The 25562-nt window shown below is 63.5% G+C and carries 27 protein-coding genes and 1 tRNA gene; 15 read left to right on the top strand and 13 right to left on the bottom strand.

Translation table 11 applies throughout. From position 1 onward, the window contains the following. The first annotated feature begins 76 nt into the window (after positions 1 to 76). A complete protein-coding gene (locus tag LB535_RS03080) occupies positions 77 to 1258 on the top strand; it encodes a hypothetical protein (RefSeq protein ID WP_224631112.1) in 1182 nt (393 codons plus the stop codon). A 32-nt stretch (positions 1259 to 1290) separates the two neighbouring features. Continuing rightward, positions 1291 to 1983, top strand: coding sequence for a hypothetical protein (locus tag LB535_RS03075; protein ID WP_224631111.1), 693 nt, complete (start codon positions 1291 to 1293; stop codon positions 1981 to 1983). 711 nt (positions 1984 to 2694) lie between these two features. On the opposite strand, the gene LB535_RS03070 is transcribed toward LB535_RS03075, so the two are convergent. Beyond that, positions 2695 to 2784: transfer RNA gene (locus LB535_RS03070), tRNA-Ser, on the bottom strand. Between the two features lie 450 nt (positions 2785 to 3234). Between LB535_RS03070 and LB535_RS03065 the strand changes: the two genes are divergently transcribed. The 4 genes from LB535_RS03065 to LB535_RS03050 all read left to right on the top strand — a co-directional run bounded on the left by LB535_RS03065 (position 3235) and on the right by LB535_RS03050 (position 6083). Next, the gene (locus tag LB535_RS03065) at positions 3235 to 3936 is read left to right on the top strand and encodes a hypothetical protein (RefSeq protein WP_095766254.1); all 702 of its coding nucleotides are present in this window, start codon (positions 3235 to 3237) and stop codon (positions 3934 to 3936) included. 84 nt (positions 3937 to 4020) lie between these two features. After that, on the top strand, positions 4021 to 4347 hold the full coding sequence (locus tag LB535_RS03060) for a hypothetical protein (RefSeq protein ID WP_095766255.1): 327 nt from the start codon (positions 4021 to 4023) through the stop codon (positions 4345 to 4347). Positions 4348 to 4570: 223 nt separating this feature from the next. Further along, positions 4571 to 5560, top strand: a complete 990-nt coding sequence (locus LB535_RS03055; RefSeq protein WP_095766256.1) for a BMP family protein — start codon at positions 4571 to 4573, stop codon at positions 5558 to 5560. A gap of 67 nt (positions 5561 to 5627) precedes the next feature. Further along, complete coding sequence (locus LB535_RS03050) at positions 5628 to 6083, top strand: GNAT family N-acetyltransferase (protein WP_224631110.1); 456 nt, start codon at positions 5628 to 5630, stop codon at positions 6081 to 6083. On the opposite strand, the gene LB535_RS03045 is transcribed toward LB535_RS03050, so the two are convergent. Together LB535_RS03045 and LB535_RS03040 are read right to left on the bottom strand one after the other, a co-directional pair. After that, positions 6078 to 6479 carry a hypothetical protein gene (locus LB535_RS03045; RefSeq protein ID WP_095766258.1) on the bottom strand — a complete coding sequence of 134 codons (402 nt, stop codon included), beginning with the start codon at positions 6477 to 6479 and terminating at the stop codon, positions 6078 to 6080. The two genes, LB535_RS03050 and LB535_RS03045, sit on opposite strands and share 6 nt — an antisense overlap. A 22-nt stretch (positions 6480 to 6501) precedes the next feature. Next, complete coding sequence (locus LB535_RS03040; RefSeq protein WP_224631109.1) at positions 6502 to 6711, bottom strand: SlyX family protein; 210 nt, start codon at positions 6709 to 6711, stop codon at positions 6502 to 6504. A 253-nt stretch (positions 6712 to 6964) separates the two neighbouring features. Between LB535_RS03040 and LB535_RS03035 the strand changes: the two genes are divergently transcribed. The 6 genes from LB535_RS03035 (at position 6965) to deoA (ending at position 13207) form a co-directional block, all read left to right on the top strand. Next, entirely contained in the window at positions 6965 to 8497 is a 1533-nt protein-coding gene (locus tag LB535_RS03035) for an ABC transporter ATP-binding protein (RefSeq protein ID WP_224631108.1), read from the top strand. Then, positions 8494 to 9633 carry an ABC transporter permease gene (locus LB535_RS03030; RefSeq protein ID WP_224603468.1) on the top strand — a complete coding sequence of 380 codons (1140 nt, stop codon included), beginning with the start codon at positions 8494 to 8496 and terminating at the stop codon, positions 9631 to 9633. Before LB535_RS03035 ends, LB535_RS03030 begins: the two co-directional genes overlap by 4 nt. A 1-nt stretch (position 9634) precedes the next feature. Next, positions 9635 to 10606, top strand: a complete 972-nt coding sequence (locus LB535_RS03025; RefSeq protein ID WP_095766261.1) for an ABC transporter permease — start codon at positions 9635 to 9637, stop codon at positions 10604 to 10606. Positions 10607 to 10681: 75 nt separating this feature from the next. Beyond that, positions 10682 to 11074 carry a cytidine deaminase gene (gene cdd, locus LB535_RS03020; RefSeq protein WP_224631107.1) on the top strand — a complete coding sequence of 131 codons (393 nt, stop codon included), beginning with the start codon at positions 10682 to 10684 and terminating at the stop codon, positions 11072 to 11074. A gap of 13 nt (positions 11075 to 11087) precedes the next feature. Further along, positions 11088 to 11891: a purine-nucleoside phosphorylase gene (locus tag LB535_RS03015; RefSeq protein ID WP_224631106.1), complete on the top strand. Its 804-nt coding sequence runs from the start codon at positions 11088 to 11090 to the stop codon at positions 11889 to 11891. After that, on the top strand, positions 11891 to 13207 hold the full coding sequence (gene deoA / locus LB535_RS03010; RefSeq protein ID WP_224631105.1) for a thymidine phosphorylase: 1317 nt from the start codon (positions 11891 to 11893) through the stop codon (positions 13205 to 13207). Before LB535_RS03015 ends, deoA begins: the two co-directional genes overlap by 1 nt. 108 nt (positions 13208 to 13315) lie before the next feature. On the opposite strand, the gene LB535_RS03005 is transcribed toward deoA, so the two are convergent. The 3 genes from LB535_RS03005 to LB535_RS02995 all read right to left on the bottom strand — a co-directional run bounded on the left by LB535_RS03005 (position 13316) and on the right by LB535_RS02995 (position 15851). After that, positions 13316 to 13882 (bottom strand): TIGR02281 family clan AA aspartic protease, encoded by a 567-nt coding sequence (locus tag LB535_RS03005; protein ID WP_224631104.1) that lies wholly within the window; start codon positions 13880 to 13882, stop codon positions 13316 to 13318. 207 nt (positions 13883 to 14089) lie between these two features. Next, positions 14090 to 14719, bottom strand: a complete 630-nt coding sequence (gene upp, locus LB535_RS03000) for a uracil phosphoribosyltransferase (RefSeq protein ID WP_027165262.1) — start codon at positions 14717 to 14719, stop codon at positions 14090 to 14092. Between the two features lie 157 nt (positions 14720 to 14876). Further along, a complete protein-coding gene (locus LB535_RS02995) occupies positions 14877 to 15851 on the bottom strand; it encodes an adenosine deaminase (protein ID WP_224631103.1) in 975 nt (324 codons plus the stop codon). 168 nt (positions 15852 to 16019) lie between these two features. On the opposite strand from LB535_RS02995, the gene ubiE reads away from it, so the two are divergent. The 3 genes from ubiE (at position 16020) to coaBC (ending at position 19962) form a co-directional block, all read left to right on the top strand. Next, positions 16020 to 16796, top strand: coding sequence for a bifunctional demethylmenaquinone methyltransferase/2-methoxy-6-polyprenyl-1,4-benzoquinol methylase UbiE (gene ubiE, locus LB535_RS02990; RefSeq protein WP_224631102.1), 777 nt, complete (start codon positions 16020 to 16022; stop codon positions 16794 to 16796). A gap of 43 nt (positions 16797 to 16839) precedes the next feature. After that, positions 16840 to 18414, top strand: coding sequence for a 2-polyprenylphenol 6-hydroxylase (ubiB, locus tag LB535_RS02985; RefSeq protein ID WP_224631101.1), 1575 nt, complete (start codon positions 16840 to 16842; stop codon positions 18412 to 18414). A 72-nt stretch (positions 18415 to 18486) separates the two neighbouring features. Beyond that, complete coding sequence (gene coaBC, locus LB535_RS02980) at positions 18487 to 19962, top strand: bifunctional phosphopantothenoylcysteine decarboxylase/phosphopantothenate--cysteine ligase CoaBC (protein ID WP_224631100.1); 1476 nt, start codon at positions 18487 to 18489, stop codon at positions 19960 to 19962. Between the two features lie 49 nt (positions 19963 to 20011). On the opposite strand, the gene LB535_RS02975 is transcribed toward coaBC, so the two are convergent. From LB535_RS02975 to LB535_RS02945, 7 genes are all read right to left on the bottom strand, one after another. Further along, complete coding sequence (locus tag LB535_RS02975; protein ID WP_224631099.1) at positions 20012 to 21478, bottom strand: MFS transporter; 1467 nt, start codon at positions 21476 to 21478, stop codon at positions 20012 to 20014. Positions 21479 to 21700: 222 nt separating this feature from the next. Then, the gene (locus LB535_RS02970; protein WP_224631098.1) at positions 21701 to 22177 is read right to left on the bottom strand and encodes a DUF992 domain-containing protein; all 477 of its coding nucleotides are present in this window, start codon (positions 22175 to 22177) and stop codon (positions 21701 to 21703) included. 224 nt (positions 22178 to 22401) lie between these two features. Beyond that, positions 22402 to 23253 (bottom strand): tetratricopeptide repeat protein, encoded by an 852-nt coding sequence (locus LB535_RS02965; protein WP_224524038.1) that lies wholly within the window; start codon positions 23251 to 23253, stop codon positions 22402 to 22404. 132 nt (positions 23254 to 23385) lie between these two features. After that, positions 23386 to 23652, bottom strand: coding sequence for a 30S ribosomal protein S21 (rpsU, locus tag LB535_RS02960; protein WP_027165252.1), 267 nt, complete (start codon positions 23650 to 23652; stop codon positions 23386 to 23388). Between the two features lie 179 nt (positions 23653 to 23831). Beyond that, a complete protein-coding gene (locus LB535_RS02955; RefSeq protein WP_224631097.1) occupies positions 23832 to 24218 on the bottom strand; it encodes an SET domain-containing protein in 387 nt (128 codons plus the stop codon). Between the two features lie 109 nt (positions 24219 to 24327). After that, positions 24328 to 25086: an SDR family oxidoreductase gene (locus tag LB535_RS02950; RefSeq protein WP_095766695.1), complete on the bottom strand. Its 759-nt coding sequence runs from the start codon at positions 25084 to 25086 to the stop codon at positions 24328 to 24330. Between the two features lie 102 nt (positions 25087 to 25188). Further along, positions 25189 to 25557 (bottom strand): YrdB family protein, encoded by a 369-nt coding sequence (locus LB535_RS02945; protein WP_224631096.1) that lies wholly within the window; start codon positions 25555 to 25557, stop codon positions 25189 to 25191. Positions 25558 to 25562 lie beyond the last annotated feature (5 nt).

Genomic DNA, 25562 nt, shown 5'->3' with positions numbered 1-25562 from the left:
CTAACGTCTTGGCGGTCGACGATTTACGCAACGTAAGCGCCGTGATAGCGTGGTAGCGTGAGAGGGGAGCAGGCAATTGGACGCGGTCGATCGTGTCGTTGCGCAAGATCTGTTGCTGGGAACGCGGTTCCTAGTCTACCCGCAGGTCCCTCACCTTTCGGGTTACGGAACACCCGAAACAGTATGGATTTCTACTCCACCCGATCTGATCCGCTCCGGCCCGGAAGATCACCGCATCTACGTTCGCGATCCGCTCCTCGACAAGGAGCCTTACGACTACCCTTATCTGCCACCGTTTGTCGGCGAAATCTTTCCGCCTGCAGAGGCTGGTTTTGACGGCCATTTCGATCAGCTTTCCCTGACCTCGCGGCAGTTCCTTTCTGCGCACGCTTTCGCCTCGGTCAGCCGCGTGCTGGACATCTGGGAAAGCTACCTCGGCAAACCGATTGTCTGGTACTTCGCCGAGACGTACGAGCGGCTCGAAATCATCCCCTTCGTCGACTGGGAGAATGCGCAATCGGGCTATGGCTATCTGGAACTCGGCCGCGAGCGCGCCATCGACGGACGCGACTGTCCCTATGCACTCAACTTCGATGTGATCGCACATGAGGTCGGCCACGCCATCTTGTTTTCGCTGTTCGGGACACCAGCCGGCGGCCTGACCCAAGGCGATTTCGGACCGTTTCACGAGGCCAGCTCGGATCTAGTCTCGCTCTTGTCCTTCCTGAATTTCGACAGCGGCATGGACCGGCTGCTGCGGCACTGCGATGGCAACCTGCTTGTTCTCAATGAATTGAACCGGATTGCCGAGCTGACTGGCGATCGGCAGATCCGCCTCGCCAGCAACGCACGCCGCATGTCGGAGGTGACGGCGGAAATCCATGACAGGTCACGGCCGTTCACGGGGGCTGTGTTCGACACGATCGTCGACGTCTGCCACGCGGCACTGGTGCACGAGGGGTTGGCCGACGAGCGGCTGCTGGGGATCGATATCAAGGATGTCGACCAGTCCGACATGCAGCGCATCTCGGATTTCACGTCCCGCGCCTTTCGCGCTCGGCCCTTCATGTTCAAGAGCATGCTGATCAGAGCTAGGGACGAAGTGGCCCTCGCCCTTGCTCAGGCATGGCCGCGCCTCGATGCAGATCACCTGACCTTCGAGAATGCCGCTGCCACGCTGGTCGATGTCAGCGACCGAGTGGCGCCCGCGCTTGCGGAAAAATTCGATGAGAACTTCAGCTGGCGGGAGATCTTGTGAACTGAAGGATGCAGCAAAAAGGAGCGAGGAAAATGAGCGACGACTATCACCGACCGACACTAACGTTTCCATCAGGCGCTTACAACGCAACACAGGTCAGGCTTTATGGCTTGGGGGCGGAAATTGGACTCAGCGTGCCCGGTGCGCCAGCACCCTTTGGGGACACCGGCATGTATGTCGAAACCGCGCCTGGGGAACCCATCACCGACGAGCAACGTGTCAATGCACTTGAAGTGTTGGAGAAATATGACACCAACAAAGGCCGCCAAGATATAGTAAATGGAAATATTCCATTTCCAAAAATACCAATCAGAGTCTCCTATCATTTCAAGATCGACCTGAAGAATTTTGGCACTGCGGTCCTTTCAACGGTAGGCAGTACCTTCATGCTCGGATCATCTCCAGAACAGAAAACATCGTGCGGGATAATTGTCGGTTATGCCTATGAGGGACATACTTACGATTTGCCAAAGCCCAAGATAATGATCATCCCGGCGTTTCCGGAGCCCAAGATTCCGGCGGACGATTCGGAATTTGACGCCAAGGAACCTGAAGGCTACGCGGTTTGGCTCGTCGATAAGCTCGACGAATGCGTGGAGTTGGAGATGAACCAAGGCTTCATCGAACAGCTCGTTCTTGACGCCAACATGCCGGGGAAGCGCTCACCAACAATGTACGCTTCCAAGATGACGATGGGCCACCGCAGCGGAAAGCTGAACGACTAGTCTCTCATGTTCCCTGTCAAGGTTGAAGGCAAGAAGGCTCGCCTGCTTGGCAGGTTTGCCATGCAGTCGGATCGGCTGAAGCTGCACAGGGCTGGGGGGTGGAGTTCAGAGACGACGGTTGATCAGACTCTCATCCGCGGGTTGGGTACCGGCTTCCGCGCCTTCGTCTCGGGGCTGTCCTCGGTCTAGAGGGCGGCGTCGGGCGCATCGGCTCGGCCACATAACTGGCGACGGGAGTCCCTCACCGTGGCCCTACCTCCAAGATCGTCGAGAAATCGACTGCGGTGATTTTTGATGTTTTCACGGTTGTACCCAGCCAAGTTCCCGGGGGAAAGTAGCAGTATCCGAGCGCAACGCAATGCTTGTCGTTGTCGCCGCCGGCCGAGATCATTGAATCCTGTCGACACCAACGCGAAAGGATTCATCACATCGATATCCGAGAGGCCCTCGGCATCCTTGCCGTGTCCGGCAAACGGCATTTTAGCTGTCGCGCGAGTCAACGAGTGTGTCCGCTTTCCGAGTGCTACCGCCCGAAACGGACAGGCAGGAAGCGGCCCAAACAGGACGCTGACCACCTCGACGTTGAGCGACGTCATGGCGGACTAAGCGGATTCCTGACAGTTTGTTACACAGATTAAGGACGCTTCGACCTTGAAGCGTTCCTGTGAGTTAACTAAGTTCTTGAAATAATTCGTTTATTAGGAAATCTGCTGGCGGAGAGAGCGGGATTCGAACCCGCGTTACGGTTTCCCGTAAACACACTTTCCAGGCGTGCGCCTTCAACCACTCGGCCACCTCTCCGTCTTGGCATCTCGCGTCGGCCGGTTTTGCCGCGCGGGTTGGGGAGATGCTCCCATGGGAAGTCCTCAACGGATATCTGGTGTGCCCTCAACCGGCAGGCAACCCTTCCCGGCACCGCTAGCCGTCTAGGCAAACAGGCGCGGGGCTCATCTAGTCGATCCTAAAGCGAATGCCAAGCCATATTGGCATTGCCGCGGCTTTTGCCGTGTATGGGCGCAAAGGCAGGGTCAGGGCGATGCGTTCGAATGATGTGCACAGGCCGATGGCGGCGCGCCGGCGACGCTTGACTTCGCCTCCGCCCGGCTGTCGACTGCGCCAATCTTGTTTTCATGCAGTCCCGGTGGACGGTTGCGAGCTTTCCCTGGAATTGCCGGTTCGGTTTTGCAGTTCCCGCCGGAAGTCGCCAGGCGGCTTTCCCGGAATTGCCTGGGCGAGGGGCATCGTCCCGACATGGCATCGATCGACCAGCAACCCGCGGGGCGGCCGGACGGCGGGCTTTCCCTCATCCCGGTGGCGTGGCTCGTCATCGTCATGGGGTTGTCGGCCTACGGGCTGATCTCCTCCTGGCGGCTGATCGGCGACTTCAGCCTGCCCGACAGCGTGTTCTTCCTTGTATATGGCGGCCTTAGCGGCGGCGTCATCACCATCCTGTGGGGGCTGTACCTGCTTGGCCTTGCCTTCAACCGGTCGGCCCGCTTCCCGCGCCATTACACGATCTGGCAGATCGCCATCATCATCTGGCTCCTGGTGCGCCAGGCCTATGTGTTGCTCGTGTCCGACTTCGTCTTCTCGGCCGAGGCGCTGGGCTTCACCGTCGCCGAGATCGCCATCGGCCTACTTTGCATTTACCTGCTGCGCAACGGGGCCGGCGCCGAGACGATCTACGCCAATCCGGAGACCGAGCGGCCGCCGGTCTTCGTCTCGATCCTTGCCGCGCTGCTCGGCATCATCCTTGGCGGCGCGATCGGCGCCTGCGCCGGTTTCTTCGCCGGTTCCCTGATAGCGGACCTGACGCATATGAGCTGTTTCGAGGGCGCCTGCGGATTTTTCGCGGCTTTTGTCGGCCTGGGCGGCCTGATCGTCGGCGCGGTCGCCGGCGGCATTTTCGCCATCTGGCGGGTGAACCGGCGCAAGCCGGCGCGGGCTCGCTAATTTCACGGGCCGCGATTGCGCGGAAACCACGCACGCTCTATGTCGATTGCAGAGCAGACGGGAGCGTTCCCGGGGAGAGCGTCGATGTTGCGTTTCATCTTTCGGCTGGCAGCCATGGTTGCGCTGTCGATCTCGGTGATCATGGCGGTGATCGATACGACACGCTCGGTCGCAGCCTCCTCGCTGGTGATGACGCCGCTCAATGCAAGCTGGCTCGCGGTCTCGCCCGATACCCGTGCGGCCTTCGAGACTTTCGTGCGCACCAAGGCAAGCCCGCTGGTCTGGGACGGCGCCGTCGCATGGGTGCTCGCACAACCAGGTTTTGCTGTTTTCGCGGTGCTGGCCTTCCTGCTCTACGCCATCGGCTACCGGCGCAAGCGCCGCGGCGCGGAATTCGCCCCAAGTCCCTGAAGGCTCTTGTTTTGACGCTGTTGCGGACGGACGGCCACGGCGAAATCGCCGGTAACCGCTTTTCCAACAGGTCAAAATTCCACGTGAATTTTGTTTCGCGCCGTGCCAGATTGACCGCGAGCGGGAGGGGCAAAACACTTCCTGCCTGGCACCGCAAGCCTGCCGGAGAACCGGGCGGGCAGGCGGCGCATAACGGAAAAATAACCGACAGGGTGTGGATCACATGAAACGTATCGTTCTCGGCCTTCTGGCCGCAACCGCAATGGTTCTTCCGGCTTTCGCCGCGGATGTCCAGCCGGCCATCCTCTATGATCTGGGCGGCAAGTTCGACAAATCCTTCAACGAGGCCGCCTATCATGGCGCGGAGAAGTTCAAGGCCGAGACCGGCATCGCCTATGTCGAATTCGAGGTCTCCAACGCCTCGCAGCGCGAGCAGGCGCTGCGCCGCTTCGCCGAGGACGGCCGCAACCCGATCGTCATGGCCGGCTTTGCCTGGGAGGACGCGCTGAAGAAGGTCGCGGCCGAATATACCGATCTCAACTTCGCCATCATCGACGATGCCGTCGACCTGCCCAATGTCCGCTCGCTGGTGTTCAAGGAGAATGAAGGCTCCTACCTCGTCGGCATCCTGGCGGCGATGGCGTCGAAGTCGAAGAAGGTCGGCTTCGTCGGTGGCATGGACATCCCGCTGATCCGCAAGTTCGAATGCGGCTATGTCGGCGGCGCCAAGTCGGCCGGCGCGACGGACGTCATCCAGAATATGACCGGCGACACGCCGGCCGCCTGGAACGACCCGGCCAAGGGCGGCGAGATCGCAAAGACGCAGATCGACCAGGGCGCCGACGTGGTTTACGCGGCTGCCGGCGGCACCGGCGTCGGCGTGCTCCAGGCGGCGGCGGATGCGGGCAAGCTCGGCATCGGCGTCGATTCCAACCAGAACGGCCTGCAGCCCGGCAAGGTGCTGACCTCGATGCTGAAGCGCGTCGACGTTGCCGTCTACAATGCCTTCATGGACGGCAAGAACGGCACCTTCAAAGGCGGCGTCGAAAATCTCGGCCTCAAGGAAGGCGGCGTCGACTACGCCATGGACGACAACAACAAGGCGCTGGTGACCGATGAGATGAAGGCGGCCGTCGAAAAGGCCAAGGCCGACATCATCTCGGGCAAGGTCCAGGTGCACGACTACACCACCGACAACGCCTGCCCGTATTGATCTGCGGCTGAAGCAAGGTTTGAACCGCCGGGCCAACGCCCGGCGGTTTCGCTTTGGAGAGGGAACGATGCGGCCGACGATCGAGGCCATGGCTGAAGGCGACGTCGAAGCAATCGCGGGGCTTCGCCTCGCGGCTTTCTTCGAAGGCACGGACCGGACACTCGACGAGGACATGGCCGGGTTGCGCGGGTTGATCGCCGGCGACGGCTCCGAGGCAGCCTTCGTTGCGCGCGACCGTGGCCGGGCGATCGGGAGCTGCCTGCTCGTCCGCAGCGAAATCAGTTCGCCGCACGACTTCTCGCCATGGCTGGCCGGGCTGATCGTCGAGGATGGATATCGCGGCAGCGGCGTTGGCACGGCGCTGGTCAGAACCGTTGAGGCTCATGCTGTCTCGGCCGGTATCGGCAAGCTCTATCTCTACACCTGGCAGGCGCGCGGCTTCTACGAGGCGCTTGGATGGACGGCGGTCGAGACCTTCGAGCAGGACGGCGCGCCGATGCTTCTCATGTCGCATGAGCTATAGCGTGCCGGCGAGATAGCCGAGCGCAAAGGCAGCCAGCAGGGCAAGCACAATAACAAAGCCAAGCCTGCCGCGCGGATGGAGGCCGACGCGATAGGGCTTGCGCTCGAGCCGGTGGATCATCGGCGGCGGCGGTTCGGCCTCGGCGGCAATGCCGGCGAGCCGTGCCTGCATCTGCGGCAATTCGGCAAGGCGCTGCGTGACCAGCTCCCAGCGATTGTCGCGCCCTTCAGGTGCCGCGGGATCGAAAGCGCGCAAGCGCTCGGCCAGCCGCAGCACCGTGTCACGAAAGGCGGGATCAATCTCGAGGTCGCGCTCGGCGCGGGCGCGTTCCCTGTCGTTCATCAGGCCAAAGACATAATCGCCGGCCCTGGCGACGTTGTCGCTTTCACTGGACATGGCCGTCTTTCCCCATGGCTTCTCACCAATGCGGCGGCTTGGTCACCGGCACGTCGGAGGCGGTCTGCTCCTCCAATTCCAGGAAACGGTCGGCGAGGGCTGCGAGCTTGCGCTCCATGCGCTCGATCACCTTCCACTGTTCGGCGATCTGCCCGGACAGTTCCTCGATGGTGTTTTCCTGCTCGGCGGCGCGGATTTCCAACGCCGTCAGCTGATCGTCAGGCATGGCCATGCAAAACCGACCCTTCGAATGTGAAGCCTCCACCCAAGCAGATATTCGTGGGATGCCCGAATATCTGCTTAGGCCCTGTTGGTTCTCGCAGGTTCTGATCGCAAAACCGTGGACAGTTTTGCGGAACTTGCTCAGGTTCGAAATTGACAAGGGCGCGGCGATTTGTCGAGAGTGAACGGCCGATTGGCATAAGCGGGGCATCATGCTAGGCCTTTTGACCAAGCGATAAAAAATAACAGTGGGAACAGGCTGCATGGCGCAAGCCGCAATCGAGCTCATAGGCATCAACAAGAGCTTTGGCGCAGTGCGCGCCAACCGCGATATCAACCTGGAAGTGGCGCGCGGCACCATCCACGGCATCGTCGGCGAAAACGGCGCCGGCAAATCGACGCTGATGTCGATCCTCTACGGCTTCTACCAGGCCGACAGCGGCGAGATCTACGTCGGCGGCAAGCCGGTGTCGATCAACACATCCAACGACGCTATCGCGCTCGGCATCGGCATGGTGCACCAGCATTTCATGCTGGTCGACAATTTCACGGTGCTGGAGAACGTCATCCTCGGCGCCGAGAACGATGTGCTGCTGAAGAGCAGCATCGCCAAAGCGCGCTCGGAGCTCGACCGGCTGGAGCGCGAATACGGGCTCGAGGTCGATCCCGACGCCATCATCGAAGAGCTTCCGGTCGGCCTGCAGCAGCGTGTCGAAATCCTCAAGGCGCTCTATCGCGGCGCTGAGATCCTGATCCTCGACGAGCCGACGGGCGTGTTGACGCCGGCCGAGGCCGACCACCTCTTCCGCATCCTCAAGCAATTGAAGGATCAAGGAAAAACCATCGTGCTCATCACGCACAAGCTGCGCGAGATCATGGCCATCACCGACACGGTCTCGGTGATGCGCCAGGGCACGATGGTGGCAACCCGGGTGACCAAGGAAACCACTGTCGGCGAACTGGCCGAGCTGATGGTCGGCCGGCGGGTGCTTCTCAGGGTCGAGAAAGGCCAGTCGGAAGCCGGCGCCGTAAAACTCTCGGTCAAGAACCTGACGGTGAAGGATTCGCGCGGCGTCACCATGGTCGACAATGTCTCTTTTGACGTGCGCGGCGGCGAGATCGTTGGCATCGCCGGCGTTGCCGGCAACGGCCAGTCCGAACTGCTCGAAGCGATCTCCGGCATCAGGCATGCGGTTTCCGGCGAGGTTATGCTCGACGGCAAGCCGATCGATCTCACCGGCAAGGCCGATCCCGGCGAATTGCGCGACCGGGGGCTTGCCCACGTCCCGGAGGACCGCCACCATGTCGGGCTGGTGCTCGCCTTCGAGGAGAACGAGAATTCGATCCTCGGCTACCACGACGACGAGCGGTACCTCAAGGGGCCGTTCCTCGACGTCGATGCCATCATGGCCGACGCGAAGGACAAGATCGAGAAATACGACATCCGCCCCGGCAATCCGCGGCTGAAGACGGCGAACTTCTCCGGTGGCAACCAGCAGAAGATCGTGCTGGCCAGGGAGATGGAGCAGGATCCCGGCGTGCTGATCGTCGGCCAGCCGACGCGCGGCGTCGACGTCGGCGCCATCGAATTCATCCATAAGCGGCTGATCGCCATGCGCGACCAGGGCAAGGCCGTGCTGGTGGTATCGGTCGAGCTCGACGAGATCCGCTCGCTGTCCGACCGCATCCTGGTGATGTTCGCCGGCCGTGTCGTCGGCGAGCGCGGCCCTGACGCGACCGAAGGCGAGCTCGGCCTGCTCATGGCCGGCGTCGAGCACCAGGAGGCCGCCGAATGAGCACGCCTTACGCCAAGCTGCCTGCCTGGGCCGATTATGGGTTGATTCCGCTGATCAACCTGGCGGTTGCCTTCATCGTTGCCGGCTTCGTCGTCATGCTGGTCGGCGAAAATCCGTTCCGTGCCGCCGTCATTCTGGTCGAAGGCGCCTTCGGCAAGGGCACAGGCATCGCCTTCACGCTCTTCTACGCCACGACCTTCATCTTCACCGGGCTGTCAGTGGCGGTGGCGGCGCATTGCAGCCTGTTCAACATCGGCACCGAGGGCCAGGCCTATATAGGCGGCCTGGGCATCGCGCTCGTTTGCCTGAGCCTCGACAGCGTGCTGCCCTGGTGGGCGATCTTTCCGATCGCGATCGTGGCCGCGGCGGCGTTCGGCGCGCTGTGGGGGCTGATCCCGGCCTATCTGCAGGCCAAGCGCGGCTCGCACATCGTCATCACCACCATCATGTTCAATTTCATCGCCGCCTCGGTGATGGTCTATCTGCTGGTCGGCCCGCTGAAGCCGGCCGGCTCGCAGGCGCCGCAGACGCGCAATTTCCTCGCCGGCGCCGAACTGCCGAAGCTCAACTGGATTATCGAATTGTTCGGCGCCAAGATCCGTTCCGCACCCCTCAACATCTGCTTCCTGCTGGCGCTCGTCATGGCCTTCCTGGTCTGGCTTTTGATCTGGCGCACCAGGCTCGGCTATGAGATGCGCACCTACGGCCACAGCCCGAAGGCGGCGCGCTATGCCGGCATTTCGGAAACCCGCATCATCATCACCGCGATGATGATCTCGGGCGCGCTGGCCGGCATGATGGCGCTCAACCCGGTGATGGGCGACCAGCACAATGTCGCGATCGATTTCGTGTCCGGCGCCGGCTATGTCGGCATCGCGGTTGCATTGATGGGCAGGCTGCATCCGGTCGGCATCGTCCTGGCGGCGATCCTGTTCGGCATGCTCTACCAGGGCGGCGCAGAGCTTGCCTTCGAGATGCCGGCGATCAGCCGCGACATGATCGTCATCATCCAGGGGCTGGTCATCCTGTTCGCCGGCGCGCTGGAACACATGTTCAGGCCTTACATCCAGGCGCTGTTCGCCTCGGTCAGTCCGAAATCGGTCGGCATGCAGGCAGTGAACGGTAAGGGGGCCTGAGATGGACATGTTCAACGCCATCATCCAGGTGCTGGATTCGACCATCCGCCTTTCGGTGCCGCTGCTGCTCGCCTGTCTGGCGGGTCTTTATTCGGAACGAGCCGGCATCTTCGACATCGGGCTCGAAGGCAAGATGCTGGTCGGCGCTTTTGCCGGCGCATCGGCCGCCGCCGTGTTCCATTCGGCGCTGATCGGCCTCGGCACGGCGGTGCTGATCTCGGTCGCTTTCGCCCTGGTGCACGGCTTCGCCTCGATCACGCATCGCGGCAACCAGATCGTCTCCGGCGTGGCGATCAATTTCATCGCTGCCGGATCGACCATCATCCTCGGCCAGGCCTGGTTCCAGCAGGGCGGGCGCACGCCGGCGCTGCAGCCGGCCGAACGCTTCGAGGCGATCATCTGGCCCGGCGCCGAGGCGATCAAGGACGTGCCGATCATCGGCCCGATCTATGCCGAGCTGATCTCCGGCCATTCGATCCTGGTCTATTTCGCCTTCGCCATGGTGCCGTTCACCTGGTGGGTGTTGTTTCGCACCCGCTTCGGTCTCAGGATGCGCGCCGTAGGCGAAAATCCGGCAGCGGTCGACACCGCCGGCATCTCGGTCGCCTGGCTGCGCTACCGTGCGCTGATCTGCACCGGCATCCTCACCGGCGTCGCCGGCGCGTATCTTTCCATGGTGCAGAATGGCGGCTTCGTGAAGGACATGACTGCGGGCAAGGGCTATATCGCGCTGGCTGCGCTCATCTTCGCCAAATGGAAGCCGGTCAACGCCATGTTCGCCTGCCTGTTGTTCGGTTTCCTCGATGCTGCGGCCATCCGCCTGCAGGGCTCGCCGCTGCCGATCATCGGCAAGGTGCCGGTGCAGTTCATGCAGGCGCTGCCCTATGTGCTGACCGTTATCCTGCTCGCCGGCTTCATCGGCAAAGCCATCCCGCCGCGCGCCGGCGGCGTGCCTTATGTGAAGGAACGCTGAGGTCGGAGAATGCCGGGCGAATTTTCGTGCGGCGGCGACCGGTATTTGAACAAGATCGTGGGAGAGAAGAACCGGATGTCGCATGATCTTTTCGAGGCGGCGAAGACGGCGATGGCCAAGGCCTATGCGCCCTATTCGAAGTTCCCTGTGGGGGCAGCGCTGCGCACCGAGGACGGGCGCGTCTTTACCGGCGCCAATATCGAGGTGGCGTCCTATCCGGAAGGCTGGTGCGCCGAGACGACGGCGCTCGGCCATTACATCATGGGCGGCGGCGGCAGGATCGTGGAGATCGCGGTGATCGCCGAACGCATGGCCAAATGCTCGCCATGCGGCGGCTGCCGGCAGCGGCTGGCGGAATTCTGCCGGTCGGACACGAAGCTCTATCTCTGCGACAACGCCGGCGTGGCCGAGACGGTGACCATGGGCGACATGCTGCCCTACGGTTTCAGGGGCGACATCTTGAAATGAAGAGCGGATTGAAATGAAGGAAGCGCTGGATCATCTGGTCGAGAAGCTGGACGGACTGGCGCCGACCGCGGCGCTCGTGCTGGGCTCGGGCTTGGGCGGGCTGGTCGACCAGGTCAAGGATGCCAGGCGCATCTCCTATGCCGAACTGCCGGGCTTCCCGCGCAGCGGTGTTTCCGGCCATGCCGGCGAGGTGGTTGCCGGGCATTTCGCCGGCACGCCGGTGCTGATGCTGTCGGGGCGCGCGCATTATTACGAGCATGGCAATGCCGCGGCGATGCGGCCGGCGCTGGAGGTGCTTGCCGGCATCGGCATCTCGCATTTGATCCTCACCAATGCCGCCGGCTCGGTCGATCCTGAAATGGGGCCGGGTTCGGTGATGCTGATCACCGACCACATCAATTTCTCCGGCTCCAATCCGCTGATCGGCGAGCCGAGCGACCGCCGCTTCGTCGGCCTCACGGAGGCCTATGATGCCGGGCTGCGCAAAGCGATCGAGAAGGCGGCGAAGGCAACGGGAACCGCGCTGCATCAAGGCGTTTATATGTGGTTTTCCGGACCATGCTTCGAGACGCCGGCCGAGATCCGCATGGCCCGCGTCATGGGTGCCAACGCCGTCGGCATGTCGACCGTGCCGGAGGTCATCCTTGCCCGCTTCCTCGGGCTCAAGGTCGCCGCCTGCTCGGTCATCACCAACCTGGCGGCCGGCATGACCGGAGCGGAACTCTCGCACCAGGAAACCAAGGATATGGCGCCGGTCGGCGGCGCGCGGCTGGCGACGATCCTGCGGCGCGTCTTCCAGGACGGCTTGCCCGCCTGATGCTGCCGCAGGAGATCATCCGCCGCAAGCGCGACGGCCACAGGCTCTCGGCCGACGAGATCGCGGCCTTCATCGCGGGGCTGACGGCCGGCACCATCTCCGAGGGCCAGGTCGGCGCTTTCGCGATGGCCGTGTTCCTCAACGGCATGAGCCGCGAGGAAGCGGTGGCGCTGACGATCGCGATGCGCGATTCCGGCGATATGCTCGACTGGTCCGACCTGCCGGGCCCGGTCACTGACAAGCATTCCACGGGCGGCGTCGGCGACAATGTCTCGCTGATGCTGGCGCCGATCGTCGCGGCCTGCGGCGCCTGTGTGCCGATGATCTCGGGCCGCGGGCTCGGCCACACCGGCGGCACGCTGGACAAGATGGATGCCATCCCCGGCTATGCCAGCCAGCCGGACGTGGCGCTTTTCCGCAAGACGGTGCTCGAGACCGGTTGCGCCATCATCGGCCAGACCGCCGATCTCGCGCCGGCCGACCGCAGGCTCTACGCGATCCGCGACGTCACCGGAACGGTCGAATCGGTGCCGCTGATCACCGCCTCGATCCTGTCGAAGAAGCTTGCCGCGGGCTTGGGTTCGCTGGTGCTCGACGTCAAGGTCGGCAACGGCGCCTTCATGGAGAAGTCGCGCGATGCCGTCGCCCTGGCGAACAGCCTGGTCGAGGTCGCCAATGGCGCCGGCTTGAGCGCCTCAGCGCTGGTGACAGGCATGAACGAGCCGCTGGCCTCGGCCGCCGGCAACGCGGTCGAGGTGAAGAATGCCGTCGATTTCCTCACCGGGCGATATCGCGACCGGCGGCTGGAGGAGGTGACGCTGGCGCTGGCGGCCGAGATGCTGCAGTCGGCGGGGCTCGTCTCGTCCAACCAGGACGGCATCAGGCGCGCCACCGAAGCGCTTGCCGGAGGCCGTGCGGCGGCCGTCTTCGCGCGAATGGTGTCCGTGCTTGGCGGTCCCGCCGATTTCATCGAGAACGCGGAAAAATATTTGCCGACTGCGCCCGTCGAACTGGCCGTGAAAGCGGAACAGGATGGATTCGTGACCGGCATCGCGACACGCGATATCGGGCTTGCCGTCGTCACGCTCGGTGGCGGCCGTACCCGTCCGGACGACAAGATCGATCATGCCGTCGGTTTGACCAGGCTGTTGCCGGTCGGCGCCGAGCTGCGCCCGGGCGAGGCGCTGGCGCTGGTGCATGCCCGTACCAATGCGGAGGCCGAGGCGGCGACGGCGGCCGTGCGAGCTGCTTATACGATCGGCGGTTCCAAACCGCCCGCCGAAAAGACCGTGCTCAGGCGGATACTGCCGCGCTAGAGCAGTTCATCGTTTCGCGGAAACGGTGAACTGCTCTATCCTTTGTGGCTGACGCAATTCCGGACGGAAAACCGTTGCGCACTTTTCCTGGAATTGTTTACGTCGGATTTACTGAACGAGCAGCAGCGAGCCGTCCTGGACCTGGTATTTCTGCAACCGCTGCAGGAAGCTCATGCCGATCAGGTTGGTCTGCAGCGCCCTGTCGTCGAGCACCATCGCCTGGACGTTATCGACCGAGATCTTGCCGATCTGCAGGCGGTCGACAGTCACCACGGCGGCCTTTACCGCGCCGTTGGCGGTGTTCACCTGTCGATTGAAGTCGGACGGATTGAGCGAGACGCCGATCCGTCGCGCCGTCGAGGTGTTGATGGCGACCAGCGTCGCGCCGGTGTCGATCATGCCGTCGATCTGGCGGCCATTGAGCTTGAACTGCGACGTGAAGTGGCCGCGCGCATCGGCATTGACCAGCACCTGGCGGCCGAGCGGCATCGGCGCGGCTGGTTTGTTCGGGACCGAAGCGAGATTGACCAGGGGCTGAGCCTCCGGGGCTGCCGGCTGCGGGGCGACGGCCGATTTCAGGAGGCCGTCCACCAGATGCGGGTTAGCCTGATAGACGATCGGAATCGAAGCCGAAGTTCCGGCAAAGATGCCGAGGATGAGAAGCTTGCGCAGCATGGATGCCCCTAAAGCGTTTTCACCGTTTCACGAAAACGTTGAACCGCTCTATCCCTTTGGTTTGGAGCAATCCCGAAAGGAAAACCGCTTCACACTTTTGCTGGAATTGCTCCCGAAGGCCTGCATCCTTATGCCGATATGGTGTGTGCGACTTTAACGCGTGTGGGAAACCGCAAGCTTGCGTAAACGGCCAGTTAAGAACGGCGCTCACTTTGTGCCGTACATGCGGTCGCCGGCGTCGCCGAGGCCCGGCATGATGTAACCCTTGTCGTTCAACTGCCGGTCTATCGAGGCGGTGAAGATCGGCACGTCCGGATGCGCCTTGGTGAAGCGCTCGATGCCTTCGGGGGCGGCAAGCAGGCAGAGGAAGCGGATGTTGGTGGCGCCGCGCCCCTTCAGCTTGTCGATCGCGGCGATCGCGGAATTCGCGGTCGCCAGCATCGGATCGACGACGATCACCAGGCGGTCGGCAAGATCGCTCGGCGCCTTGAAGAAATACTCGACCGCTTCAAGCGTCTCGTGGTCGCGGTAGAGGCCGATATGGGCGACGCGCGCGGCCGGCACCAGGTCGAGCAGGCCCTCGAGCAGGCCGTTGCCGGCGCGCAGCACCGAGGCGAAGACCAGCTTCTTGCCTTCCAGCGTCGGTGCCTCCATCTCCTCGATCGGCGTCTCGATCATGGTCGTGGTCAGTTCGAGATTGCGGGTCACCTCATAGCCGAGCAGCAGCGAAATCTCGCGCAGCAGCCGCCGGAAGCCGGCCGTCGAGGTCTCCTTCTTGCGCATGATGGTCAGCTTGTGCTGGACGAGGGGATGGTCGACGACGGTGACGCCCTGCATGATGTGCTCCGACTGGTTCGGGATAGTAGTCAGTAGTGAGTAGTGAATAGTGAGCCGATTTGCGAGTCCTCGCCTCGGGGAAGCTCCTGCCTTCAACCGCTCTATGCGCGCTCGGCCAAATGCATAACTACTGACTACCGACTACTCCCCTACTCACTCACCGCACCTTCGCGTCCAACCGGCTTAGCAGCACCGCCTTGGTCTTCTTGTCCACGAAGGCCGCTTCGATGGCCGTTCTGGTGATCCCGGCGAGTGCCTTGTCGTTCAAGGCGAAATGCTCGGCGGCGATATCGTATTCGCGCTTCAGCGAGGTCCAGAAGTAGGGCGGGTCGTCGGAGTTGAGCGTCACCTTGCAGCCGGCTGCGCGCAGCGCCGGAAAGGGATGGTCGGCGAAGCTGTCGAATACTTTCAGCGCGATGTTGGAGCCCGGGCAGCATTCCAGCACCACGCCTTCGGCGGCGATGCGGCGGACCAGGTCCGGATTCTCGATGGCGCGAACGCCGTGGCCGATGCGGGAGGGGCGGATGTGGTCGAGAGCCGCCGCCACACTTTCCCAGCCCATCAGCTCGCCGGCATGGATGGTGATGCCGAGGCCCGCCTCGCGCGCGATCTCGACAGCGCGCACATAGTCCTCGAAATCGCCGATGCGCTCGTCGCCGGCGACGCCGAAACCGGTCACCAGCGGGTGGCCGCAGCGCGCCGCGAAGCGCGCCGCCTGCTCGATCGCCTCGACCCCGACATGGCGCACGCCGGTGACGATCATGCGGCCCTCGATACCAGTCTTGGCCTTGGCGCGGGTCATGCCTTCGCCCAGCGCATCCGTGTAGGCTTTTGGTGACAGGCCGGCCTTTTTGGCGTGGTCCGGCGAGGTGAAAATCTCGGAATAGATGGCGCCGTCGCGGGCGAGGCTGGTCAGATAGTAGTCGGCGAGGCGGGCATAGTCCTCCTCCGTGCGAAACAGGTCGGAAGCGAAATCGTAAGCCGCGAGAAACGAGGTGAAGTCCTGCCAGACGAAGGAGCCGTCCTGGATGTAGGGCGAAGGGTCCTTGCCGTATTTGCGGGCTTGGGCGACGACGAGCTCGGGCGCCGCCGCCCCTTCGATGTGGCAGTGCAGTTCGGCCTTCAAAATCATGCGGTCATCCCGTCCGATATGCTGCTCTCGCGCAGATTCTGGCCGGAAAATCATGCGTGGCCTTTCCCTGCCGGGTTTTGAAGGCGCGGCCGAAAACCGCGCCTTGGACAATAGCGTCGGCACCATCGATCGGCTATGGTCCCGCCGGTTTTATGGCGGATCAAAATAATGTCGGTTGAGAGAACCACGGCCGCGGGCGGCATGGAAACCTCCTATGGTTTCAGGAAGGTCGGGGAAGGCGAGAAGCAGCCCCTGGTCAACGACGTCTTCCATAAGGTGGCCAATCGATACGACCTGATGAACGATCTGATGTCGGCCGGGTTGCATCGGCTGTGGAAGGACGCGACTGTCGCCTGGCTCAATCCGCCGAAGCGTGCGGGCTGGAAGGTGCTCGATGTCGCCGGCGGCACCGGCGATATCGCCTTTCGCATCGTGGAGGCCAGCCAGCGCCAGGCCCATGCCACGGTGCTCGACATCAACGGCTCGATGCTGGCCGTCGGCCGCGACCGCGCCGAGAAGCTGGGGCTTGCCGCAAACACCGACTTCGTCGAGGCCAATGCCGAGGAATTGCCGTTCGAGGACGACAGCTTCGATGCCTATACGGTTGCGTTCGGTATACGCAACGTGCCGCGCATCGAGGTTGCTCTTAACGAAGCCTATCGGGTGCTGAAGCGGGGCGGACGGTTTCTGTGCCTGGAGTTCTCCGAGGTCGACATGCCGCTGCTCGACAAGGCCTATGAGGCCTGGTCGTTCAACGCCATTCCCAAAATCGGCAAGGCGGTGACCGGCGATGGCGAGCCCTATTCCTATCTCGTCGAATCCATCCGCAAGTTCCCCAACCAGCAGAATTTCGCAGCAATGATCACCCGCGCCGGCTTCGACCGCGTCACCTTCCGCAACTATTCGGGCGGCATCGCCGCCCTTCATTCCGGCTGGAAGCTTTGAGGCGCGGCACCTTGCAGCAGGCCCCTTTGAAGCAGGCAGCGCTATGAGCAGCGTCGCTGCCGCCTTCAGGCTCGCCAGGGCCGGCTGGGTGCTGGTCCGCGAGGGCGTCGTCGCGGCGCTGCCGGGCGAAGAGCTTTCCGGCATGCCGAAATTCGGCTGGCGCGTGGCGCGGCTTTTCACCCGCCGCCGGGCGCTGAGCTATCAGCGCGGCGACAGGCTGGCGCGGGCGGTGGTGCGGCTGGGACCTTCCTACGTCAAGCTCGGCCAGTTCCTGGCGACGCGGCCCGATGTCGTCGGCAACGACATGGCGCTGGACCTCGCGCTTTTGCAGGACAAGATGCATACCTTCCCGAGAGCGGAGGCGGTCCATGCGATCGAAGCCTCGCTCGGTCGCAGGATCGACGATCTCTATTCGAGCTTCGGCGAACCGGTGGCGGCGGCCTCTATCGCGCAGGTGCACGGCGCCGAAATCGTGCGCGAGGGTAGCGCTTCGCAGGTGGCGGTGAAAGTTATCCGGCCCGGCGTGCGGCACCGCTTCTTCCAGGATCTCGAAAGCTATTTCCTTGCCGCCCGCCTGCAGGAGAAATACATCCCCGCGTCGCGTCGCCTGCGCCCGGTCGAAGTGACCGAGACGCTGGCACAGACCACCAGAATCGAGATGGATCTGAGGCTCGAGGCAGCCGCGCTTTCCGAACTCGGCGAGAACACCAAGGACGATCCGGGCTTCCGCGTGCCGGCGGTCGACTGGGAGCGGACCGGCCGCGACGTGCTCACCATGGAGTGGATCGACGGCATCAAGATGAACGATCTCGCCGGCCTTGCCGATGCCGGCCACGACCTCAAGGCGATCGCCGCCAATCTGGTCCAGTCGTTCCTCAGGCACACGTTGCGCGACGGCTTCTTCCATGCCGATATGCATCCTGGAAATCTGTTCGTCGAGGCGAACGGCACCATCGTCGCCGTCGATCTCGGCATTGCCGGCCGGCTCGGCAAGAAGGAGCGACGCTTCCTCGCAGAGATCCTCTACGGCTTCATCGTGCGCGACTATCAGCGCGTCGCCGAGGTGCATTTCGAGGCGGGCTACGTGCCGCGCCAACACAATGTCTCGGCCTTCGCGCAGGCGATCCGCGCCATCGGCGAGCCGATCCACGGCCAGTCGGCGGAAACCATCTCGATGGCGAAGCTGCTGACGCTGCTGTTCGAAGTCACCGAGCTGTTCGATATGGCGACGCGGACCGAGCTGGTGCTTTTGCAGAAGACCATGGTGGTTGTCGAAGGCGTCGCCCGCACGCTCGATCCGGCCTTCAACATGTGGAAGACGTCCGAGCCTGTGGTCAGCGACTGGATCGCTGGCAATCTCGGCCCGCGCGGCATGCTCACCGACGCGCGCGACGCGGGCAGAGCCCTTGTGTCGCTGGCAAGGCAGGCGCCGGATCTTGTGGCCCGCACCGAGCGGCTGTCGCGCGAGATCGATTTGATGGCGGAAAACGGCCTGCGCTTCGACGATGCAACCGCGCGCGCGATAGGGAGAGCAGAAGCGCGCCACACCCGCTCCGGTCGAGTCGCGCTGTGGGTGATCGCGCTGACGCTGATCTACGTAGCATGGAAATTGCTCTGACCGCCACACGGCTTGTCGCCGGTTGATTGCATTGCTATCACTGCAAGCGCTACCTCATGCGAGTGCAATCACATGGCCAGCATCACGATCCGCAATCTGGATGACGGGGTCAAGGACCTGCTCCGGCAACTCGCGGCCGAAAATGGCTGCTCGATGGAGGAGCAGGCGCGGGCGATGATACGCGCCGCGGTCGAAGGCCGGGCAGGGCAGGCCGACCGCATCGGTCAGATCGAAGAAAAGCTGCGTGCGCTGACAGGCTCAAAGGAGCAGGCGGCGCCAGTTGTCACCGCATCCGCGAAATCAGTTTCGCGAGGCTCGCTCTCCGGAAAGCGCATCCTGCTCATCATCGGCGGCGGCATCGCGGCCTACAAGGCGCTCGACCTGATCCGGCGGCTGCGCGAGCGGGGCGCTTCGGTGCGGGTGGTGATGACGTCGGCCGCGCAGGAATTCGTCACCACGCTGTCGGTCGGCGCGCTTTCGGCCGACCATGTCTTCACCGAGCTGTTCGACCGCAATGACGAGCACGATGTCGGCCACATCAGACTGTCGCGCGAGGCCGACCTGCTGGTCGTGGCGCCGGCAACCGCGGACCTGATGGCGAAGCTCGCCAACGGTCATGCCAACGACCTTGCCTCGACGGTGCTTCTGGCCACCGACAAGAAGGTGCTGATGGCGCCGGCGATGAACCCGAAGATGTGGGCGCATCCGGCAACGCGGCGCAATCGGGCCACCTTGCAGAAGGACGGCGTCGCCTTTGTCGGCCCAGCTAAGGGCGAGATGGCCGAAAGCAACGAAGCGGGCGAGGGCCGCATGGCCGAGCCGCTGGAGATCGTCGCCGCGATCGAGGCGATGCTCGACGAGAAGCCGAAACCGCTTGCCGGCCGCCGGATCATCATCACCTCCGGTCCGACCCATGAGCCGATCGATCCAGTGCGCTACATCGCCAACCGCTCCTCGGGCAAGCAGGGCCATGCCATCGCGGCCGCCTTGGCTAAGCTCGGCGCCGATGTCAGGCTTGTCTCCGGCCCGGTCACCGTCGCCGATCCGGCCGGTGTTGCGACCACCCACGTCGAAACGGCCGCGCAGATGAAGCAAGCGGTCGAGAGCCTGCTGCCGGCGGATGCCGCCGTGTTTGTTGCCGCCGTCGCCGATTGGCGCACGGAAAACGCCGCCGGCGAGAAGATCAAGAAGGTTGCGGGCAAAGGGCCGCCCTCGCTGCGGATGGTCGAGAATCCCGACATCCTGGCCGGCATCGGCCATCACGTTCAGCGGCCCGGACTCGTCGTCGGCTTTGCCGCAGAGACACAAGACCTCATCGCCAATGCCGAGGCGAAGCTCAAGAAAAAGGGCGCGGACTTCATCGTCGCCAATGACGTCTCGCATGAAAGCGGCATCGGTCCATCCGGCGTGATGGGCGGCGACCGCAACAAGGTGCGCATCGTGTCCAGGACCGGCGTCGAGGAATGGCCGGAAATGGGCAAGGACGAAGTGGCGGCGCGGCTCGCCGCGCTGATTGCCGAGCGGCTGCAGCAGACTGTCGTCGTCTGAGCCCGAGCGGCAAGCCGGCGCCTCGGCCGCGGCCGCCCTGACATCCCCGTCAACCCGCTGCCAATCTCGGCCGGTTTGTCGCTGAAAATATCCTCAGCGCCGCCAGGCAGCCGAACACGCCGAGGGGCACGAATGCCAGAAACAGCCAACTGGCGACGCCTGCGGCCGCTTCACGGTTCAGACCTTCCGAGAAGCCGCTGGCATTGGCGACGATGCCGGCAAGCGCTGCGCCTACGGCATAGCCGATGCGCTGCATGGTCGGCACGGCGGCCGAGGCGATGGTCTGCTCACCGTCGCGGGCCGAGGCGACGATGACGCGCGTGAGGAAGGGCCAGCAAACGCCGAAGCCGCCGCCCTGCAAAAGGGCGCAGAGCAGGATCAGCGGGATCGAGCCTGCCGGGATTGTGTAGGCGAAGCCGGCGAGGCCGGAGGCGATCATCAAGGCGCCGACGACGATGATCAGCCTCTCGCGCTCCAGCGGCGCATTGGCGATGAGGATCGACAGGATCGACCAGGCGATCGATTCTGCGGCGATGATGTAGCCGGTGGTCAGGATCGGAATGCCGTGCAACGTGGTCAGAAGCAGCGGCCCGTAAATGGTGAAGGTGCAGGTCGCCACGGAGAAAGCCGCAACCATCGTCATGCCGCTGCCAAGCGGCGAGCGCCATGAAAACAGAGGCGACGGGAAGAGCCGGGATTGCGGTCTAAGCGCATCCACGCGGAAGAAAAGCGCCAGGCCGGTCAGGCCGAGGAAGAGGAGCAGCGACGAGCGCAACAGGGCGACATCGATGCCGGCGGCGGCGATCAGCACGACGCTGAGGGCGAGACAGGCGAGCGCGGGATAGGGGAAGGGCGGTGCCTTGCCGCCGCTCGCCTGCGGCTTCCTCGCTTCAGGCGTGTCGAGCACGACGAAGCTTGCCAGCGCCATCGCCGCGCCGCCGAAGGTGAATACGCCGAAAGCCCAGCGCCACGACAGGAATTCGGTCATGAGAGCGCCGAGCATCGGGCCGCTGAAGGCGGCGATGCCCCAGATCGCGGACATGATGCCGAAGAGCTGCGGCCAGATGTTGCGTGGAAACAGGCGCTCGACAGAGACGAAAGCCAGCGATACCAGCGCGCCGCCACCAAGCCCTTCGACCAGACGCCCGATGAGGAACAAGGGCATGGACGGCGCCGCGGCGCAGATCAGCGCGCCGGTCGCATAGAGCAGGGCCGCGACCATCATGTTGGAGCGCAGGGCGACATAACTGACCAGCCGGCCCGCAGCGGCGCCGGCGACGATCGCGCCGAGCTCGTAGATCGCCAGCGACCAGCCGACCAGCTGCACGCCCGCCAGTTCGCCGACCATGGCCGGCATCACCGTTGCCACCATCGTCTCGTTGGTGGCATGCAGCAGGATGCCGAGGCTGACGAAGCAGAAGCGCGCCAGATCGCCGCTTGCCCACAGCGCCCGCCAATCCACTCTGTTGCTGGCCACCCTGCTGCTGACCACCTTGTTGCCGCTCGCTGCCGTCACGCCGATCTCCTGCTTGTTTTGCTTACCTCATCCGCGTTGCGAACGAGGGGCAAGATCCAGTTCGGCAGGGCTTGTAGAACCTCAAGCGCAGTTGAGCTCAAGAGGCTTTTTCGCGGATTTCGAGGCAAGCCACCATTTGCGCCGAAGGGCTTTCCAAAGCACTCGGCCCGGAACAGATGTTCCGGGCCGAGTGCGGCGCAATGAATTTGAAAAGCCGAGGGCTCACTTGTAGGAGTGGACGAGGTCCAGCGACGCTACGGTGACGGCCAGGTTGAGGCCGGTCTGTGCCTGGACGCTGAGCGGCTCCAGCATGAAGGCGCTGTCCAAGCCGCCGACCAGGACGTTGGCGCCGCCGCCGGTCACCACGCTGGCCTCGGCGTTGACGCCGTAATAGCTGCCAGCGAGATCGCCCGCATCATGGCTGCGGGTGGCGGCAAGCACCGCCCAGACGAGCTGGCCCTGATGCGTCTTGCCGACGTCGACGCCGAGCTTGGAGATCATCCCGGTGTAAATCTCGGCCGGGCCGTGATGAGAGGGGCGGAAGACGCAGGAGACGCCCTTGTTCGACGTGATGACATAGCCGATGCCGCCGTCGATGGTGCAATCGAGCGTGCCGAGCCGGAGCGTGCCGGCGCTGACCGGAGAAGCGAGGACCGTGGCGGCAAGCGCGGCAGCGGCACAGGCAAGTGTCTTGATCATTGGAAAGTCCCTTTCGCGAAAATCTTGGCCCCGGCTTAAACGATCGAGGTGCACGGAGCGTTCCGCCGAAACTTTGACGCGAACATGGCAAGGGTTAACGCATCGCCCTGGGCGGTTAACGGATCGCTATCGGCGTCTCCGCAGCGCATCATCGCGGCCGCCGACGGCGACCGGCAACGACGCCTGGGCGCCGTGCAATACACCCTTCCGGCGTCGGCTTGAGATCAGCTGGCGTTGCCGCCGGTGCGCGACAGACCGTCCTTGGCCGGCTGGTAGTTGGGGTCGAGGTGGACAGCCTCGCGGTAGGACTTCGCGGCCCTTCCCTTGTCGCCGCGCTTTTCGTAGATCAGCGCCTGGTTGGCCCAGGCCTCGGCGTTCTTGCCGTCGAGCTTGATGGCCATGTTGAAGTCGGAGAAGGCGTTGTCCTCGTCGCCTGTCGCCAGATAGGAGAGGCCGCGGCCGTTGTAGGGCTCGGCGGCGTCCGGCGCCAGCGAGATCGCGGTCGAGAAATCCTCGATGGCGAATTTGTGCTGGCCCTGGCTCTGATAGATCAGGCCGCGATTGTGGTAGGCGCGGGCATCGGTAGTGTCGAGTTGGATCGCCTTCTGGAAGTCGTTGAAGGCATCCTGGGTGCGGCCCGCCTTGCGGTAGAGATTGCCGCGGCCGATATAGGCTGCGTCGTAGTTGGCGTTGATCTGGATCGAGCGGTTGTAGTCGGCCAAAGCGGCTTCCTGATTGCCGAGGAAGCGCTGGATCAGCGCGCGATTCGAATAGGCCTGGTAGAAGTTCGGATTGAGCTGGATCGCCTGGTTGAAGTCCTTAAGCGCCGCCTGGTACTGGCCGCCGCGGCCATAGGCCGAGCCGCGCACGTTATAGCCCTCGGGATCCTGAGGATTGCGCTGGATGACCGCCGAAAGCGAGGAGATGTTCTCGCTCGACGCCTGCGCCTTGTCGATCGAGTTGAACTCGCCCGTCGGGGTCGTCTGGCATGCTGCAAGCGTCAGACCCGAAAGCAGGGCCGCCGTCAGGGCGAAGCCGCGAAAAGCGGTTTTGCGCTCCACGGTAATTGCGTTCATCTTTGTCCTCACTGCCGCAGCGCCGTCAGTCCGTTCCCTCTCCGAACCGGCTCCAGTACGTAAACAAAAAGGTGGCGGCGATTCCGCATCGCGCCACCTTCGGTATCCTTCGAAAAGGACGAAAAATAGGCGTTATGAGCGCGGCGAGCGCGATGCGCCGGCGGCACCAGCCGGAGCCGGGCGCGGGGTCATCGGCAGCAGGCCTTCGCGCTGGGCGCGCTTGCGGGCCAGCTTGCGGGCGCGGCGCACGGCCTCGGCCTTCTCGCGGGCACGCTTCTCGGACGGCTTCTCGTAGTGACCGCGCATCTTCATTTCGCGGAAAATACCTTCGCGCTGCATCTTCTTCTTCAGCGCGCGAAGCGCCTGATCAACGTTGTTATCGCGGACGAGTACCTGCACGGGCAATCCTGTCTTCGGGTTTGAAATCATTAGGCAAACAGCCATAGCTGACATGCCTCCGCGGCGAATTGCACCGCGAATTGTGGCGGCTGATAGCAGAATCAGGCCGGGATGTCCACCTCCGATTGCGCGAAACGGCGATCAAAAACCCGAGCGCTGCGCCCGCATGTTTGCTCGCGCTACGCGGTCGCCAGATGGTGGCGCGCAAAGTCCTCGAAAAACTCACCATAATCGCAGGTGATTTCCTCGCTTGCAGCGATGTCGCGAATGGCTGTGGCGCCGCCATACTGCGAGAAATCCGTGTTCGGCCGCTCGGAGTGATTCATGAAGCGGCCATTGTCCACCTCATAGACCATGAAGCCGGGCTTGTCCGGGCTCGGATAGGCATAGCGGTCGAGCAACTCGCGCAGATGCGGCGGCGCCGTCTCATATTTATCCAGCGGGATCAGCCGGTCGAAATCCGGATCGAGGCGCCAGATCGAAGCGCCCTTACGGATCGGCTCGGCGGCGAAGACCCCGACCCCTTCGATGGCGCTCTGGGCAACATAGGTTCTGATCAGCAGCATCGTTCCGGTCCGATTTCGACGGAAACGAAAATCGTCAAAATGAACGGGAATGCAAGGCCGCATCGCAACATTTTGGCGGATGGGCATGTCTGTCGTCTGCCAAAATAGATCATGTCCGGTTGATCGAGACACCGCCATCGGCAAACAGCGCGGTTCCGGTGGTGAAGCTCGACGCATCCGAGGCAAGGTAAAGCGCGGAGCGGGCGATCTCTTCCGGCTGCGCCATGCGCTTCAAAGCATGAATGCCTTCGACGAAAGCGCGCGCCTCGGGCGTGGTCGTGGTTGCGCCGGGCGTGTCGGTGCCGCCGGGCAGCAGTGCGTTGACGCGCAGCCCTTGCGGACCGTATTCGGCAGCGAGCACCTGCGTCAGGCCGATCAGTCCGGCCTTGGCAGCGGCGTAGGCCGCCATGCCCGGCATGCCGGCGGTGTAGCCGACGAAGCTCGAGGTGAAGATCAGGGAGCCGCCGCCGCGCTCCAGCATGGCCGGTATCTGGTGCCTTGCGGCGAGGTAGGCGCTGGTCAGATTGGTGTCCATCGTCTCGTGCCAGGTGGCTGGCGCCATATCGGTCACCGGTCCCATCACGCCGACGGCGCCGGCATTGTTGAAGGCGATGTCGAGGCCGCCAAACCTTGCGACGGCGAATTCGACGAGCGCCTTCGCATAGGCCTCCTCCCTTACATCGCCGGCAAGCGCGGCTGCCGTGCCGCCGGCCGCTTCGATCTCGCCGACGAGCACATCGAGCTCGGCCTGACGCCGGGCCGCGACGACCAGGGATGCGCCTTGCTCGGCAAACAGTTTGGCCGTGGCGCGGCCGATGCCGGAGCTCGCGCCGGTGACGATGGCGACCTTGTTTGTAAGGGTGAACATGTCTTTGCATCCTTCCTCTGTACCGGGCTTGCCGGCGGTTGGATGCTTGGTCGCAGATGAGGATTACGGCGGCCACCCGAAACCGGCAAAGGCGCCATTGCCCTACTGCCGCAACAGCCAAGCCAGCCGATCCAGCGAGAAGGCGTAGCTGAAGGCAATCAGCAGAGCCATGACGATGCCAATGGCCGCGTGACCGGTCAGATAGAATCCCGCGGCGCCGCCGCACAGGATGACAAGTTCCAGCGCCAGCCTGAGGGCGCCGGGCACAGGCACCGGAGCTCGACCCGACCGGCTCGGATCATTGAGCACGGCGAAAGTGCCCCACAGCACCGCTGCGACGAGCGGCAAGGCGACGGCAAGAATCCAACGGCTGAAATCGACGGCAAAGCTCCAGCCGACCATGCCGAGCCCAAGCAGCGCTGCAAGTTCCAGCAGGAAGCGCAGGGTCAGATTCCACCAGGCATTACCCATTGTCG

It is taken from the genome of Mesorhizobium sp. CA10 (assembly GCF_020165285.1).
Classification (GTDB): domain Bacteria; phylum Pseudomonadota; class Alphaproteobacteria; order Rhizobiales; family Rhizobiaceae; genus Mesorhizobium.
The sequence above is the reverse complement of the archived record's forward strand: the minus strand, read 5'-3'. Positions and strand labels throughout refer to the sequence as shown.

What these genes read in the sequence shown, in the direction of transcription:
- LB535_RS02995 (WP_224631103.1), bottom strand. Translation starts at nt 15,851, where the DNA reads ATGATTTTGAAGGCCGAACTGCACTGCCACATCGAAGGGGCGGCGGCG.
- ubiE (WP_224631102.1), top strand. Translation starts at nt 16,020, where the DNA reads ATGTCGGTTGAGAGAACCACGGCCGCGGGCGGCATGGAAACCTCCTAT.
- LB535_RS03030 (WP_224603468.1), top strand. Translation starts at nt 8,494, where the DNA reads ATGAGCACGCCTTACGCCAAGCTGCCTGCCTGGGCCGATTATGGGTTG.
- LB535_RS02970 (WP_224631098.1), bottom strand. Translation starts at nt 22,177, where the DNA reads ATGATCAAGACACTTGCCTGTGCCGCTGCCGCGCTTGCCGCCACGGTC.
- upp (WP_027165262.1), bottom strand. Translation starts at nt 14,719, where the DNA reads ATGCAGGGCGTCACCGTCGTCGACCATCCCCTCGTCCAGCACAAGCTG.
- ubiB (WP_224631101.1), top strand. Translation starts at nt 16,840, where the DNA reads ATGAGCAGCGTCGCTGCCGCCTTCAGGCTCGCCAGGGCCGGCTGGGTG.
- LB535_RS03005 (WP_224631104.1), bottom strand. Translation starts at nt 13,882, where the DNA reads ATGCTGCGCAAGCTTCTCATCCTCGGCATCTTTGCCGGAACTTCGGCT.
- LB535_RS03015 (WP_224631106.1), top strand. Translation starts at nt 11,088, where the DNA reads ATGAAGGAAGCGCTGGATCATCTGGTCGAGAAGCTGGACGGACTGGCG.
- LB535_RS03045 (WP_095766258.1), bottom strand. Translation starts at nt 6,479, where the DNA reads ATGTCCAGTGAAAGCGACAACGTCGCCAGGGCCGGCGATTATGTCTTT.
- coaBC (WP_224631100.1), top strand. Translation starts at nt 18,487, where the DNA reads ATGGCCAGCATCACGATCCGCAATCTGGATGACGGGGTCAAGGACCTG.
- LB535_RS02955 (WP_224631097.1), bottom strand. Translation starts at nt 24,218, where the DNA reads ATGCTGCTGATCAGAACCTATGTTGCCCAGAGCGCCATCGAAGGGGTC.
- LB535_RS03050 (WP_224631110.1), top strand. Translation starts at nt 5,628, where the DNA reads ATGCGGCCGACGATCGAGGCCATGGCTGAAGGCGACGTCGAAGCAATC.
- LB535_RS03075 (WP_224631111.1), top strand. Translation starts at nt 1,291, where the DNA reads ATGAGCGACGACTATCACCGACCGACACTAACGTTTCCATCAGGCGCT.
- deoA (WP_224631105.1), top strand. Translation starts at nt 11,891, where the DNA reads ATGCTGCCGCAGGAGATCATCCGCCGCAAGCGCGACGGCCACAGGCTC.
- cdd (WP_224631107.1), top strand. Translation starts at nt 10,682, where the DNA reads ATGTCGCATGATCTTTTCGAGGCGGCGAAGACGGCGATGGCCAAGGCC.
- LB535_RS03025 (WP_095766261.1), top strand. Translation starts at nt 9,635, where the DNA reads ATGGACATGTTCAACGCCATCATCCAGGTGCTGGATTCGACCATCCGC.
- LB535_RS02950 (WP_095766695.1), bottom strand. Translation starts at nt 25,086, where the DNA reads ATGTTCACCCTTACAAACAAGGTCGCCATCGTCACCGGCGCGAGCTCC.
- LB535_RS03055 (WP_095766256.1), top strand. Translation starts at nt 4,571, where the DNA reads ATGAAACGTATCGTTCTCGGCCTTCTGGCCGCAACCGCAATGGTTCTT.
- LB535_RS03035 (WP_224631108.1), top strand. Translation starts at nt 6,965, where the DNA reads ATGGCGCAAGCCGCAATCGAGCTCATAGGCATCAACAAGAGCTTTGGC.
- LB535_RS03065 (WP_095766254.1), top strand. Translation starts at nt 3,235, where the DNA reads ATGGCATCGATCGACCAGCAACCCGCGGGGCGGCCGGACGGCGGGCTT.
- LB535_RS03060 (WP_095766255.1), top strand. Translation starts at nt 4,021, where the DNA reads ATGTTGCGTTTCATCTTTCGGCTGGCAGCCATGGTTGCGCTGTCGATC.
- LB535_RS02965 (WP_224524038.1), bottom strand. Translation starts at nt 23,253, where the DNA reads ATGAACGCAATTACCGTGGAGCGCAAAACCGCTTTTCGCGGCTTCGCC.
- LB535_RS03040 (WP_224631109.1), bottom strand. Translation starts at nt 6,711, where the DNA reads ATGGCCATGCCTGACGATCAGCTGACGGCGTTGGAAATCCGCGCCGCC.
- LB535_RS02945 (WP_224631096.1), bottom strand. Translation starts at nt 25,557, where the DNA reads ATGGGTAATGCCTGGTGGAATCTGACCCTGCGCTTCCTGCTGGAACTT.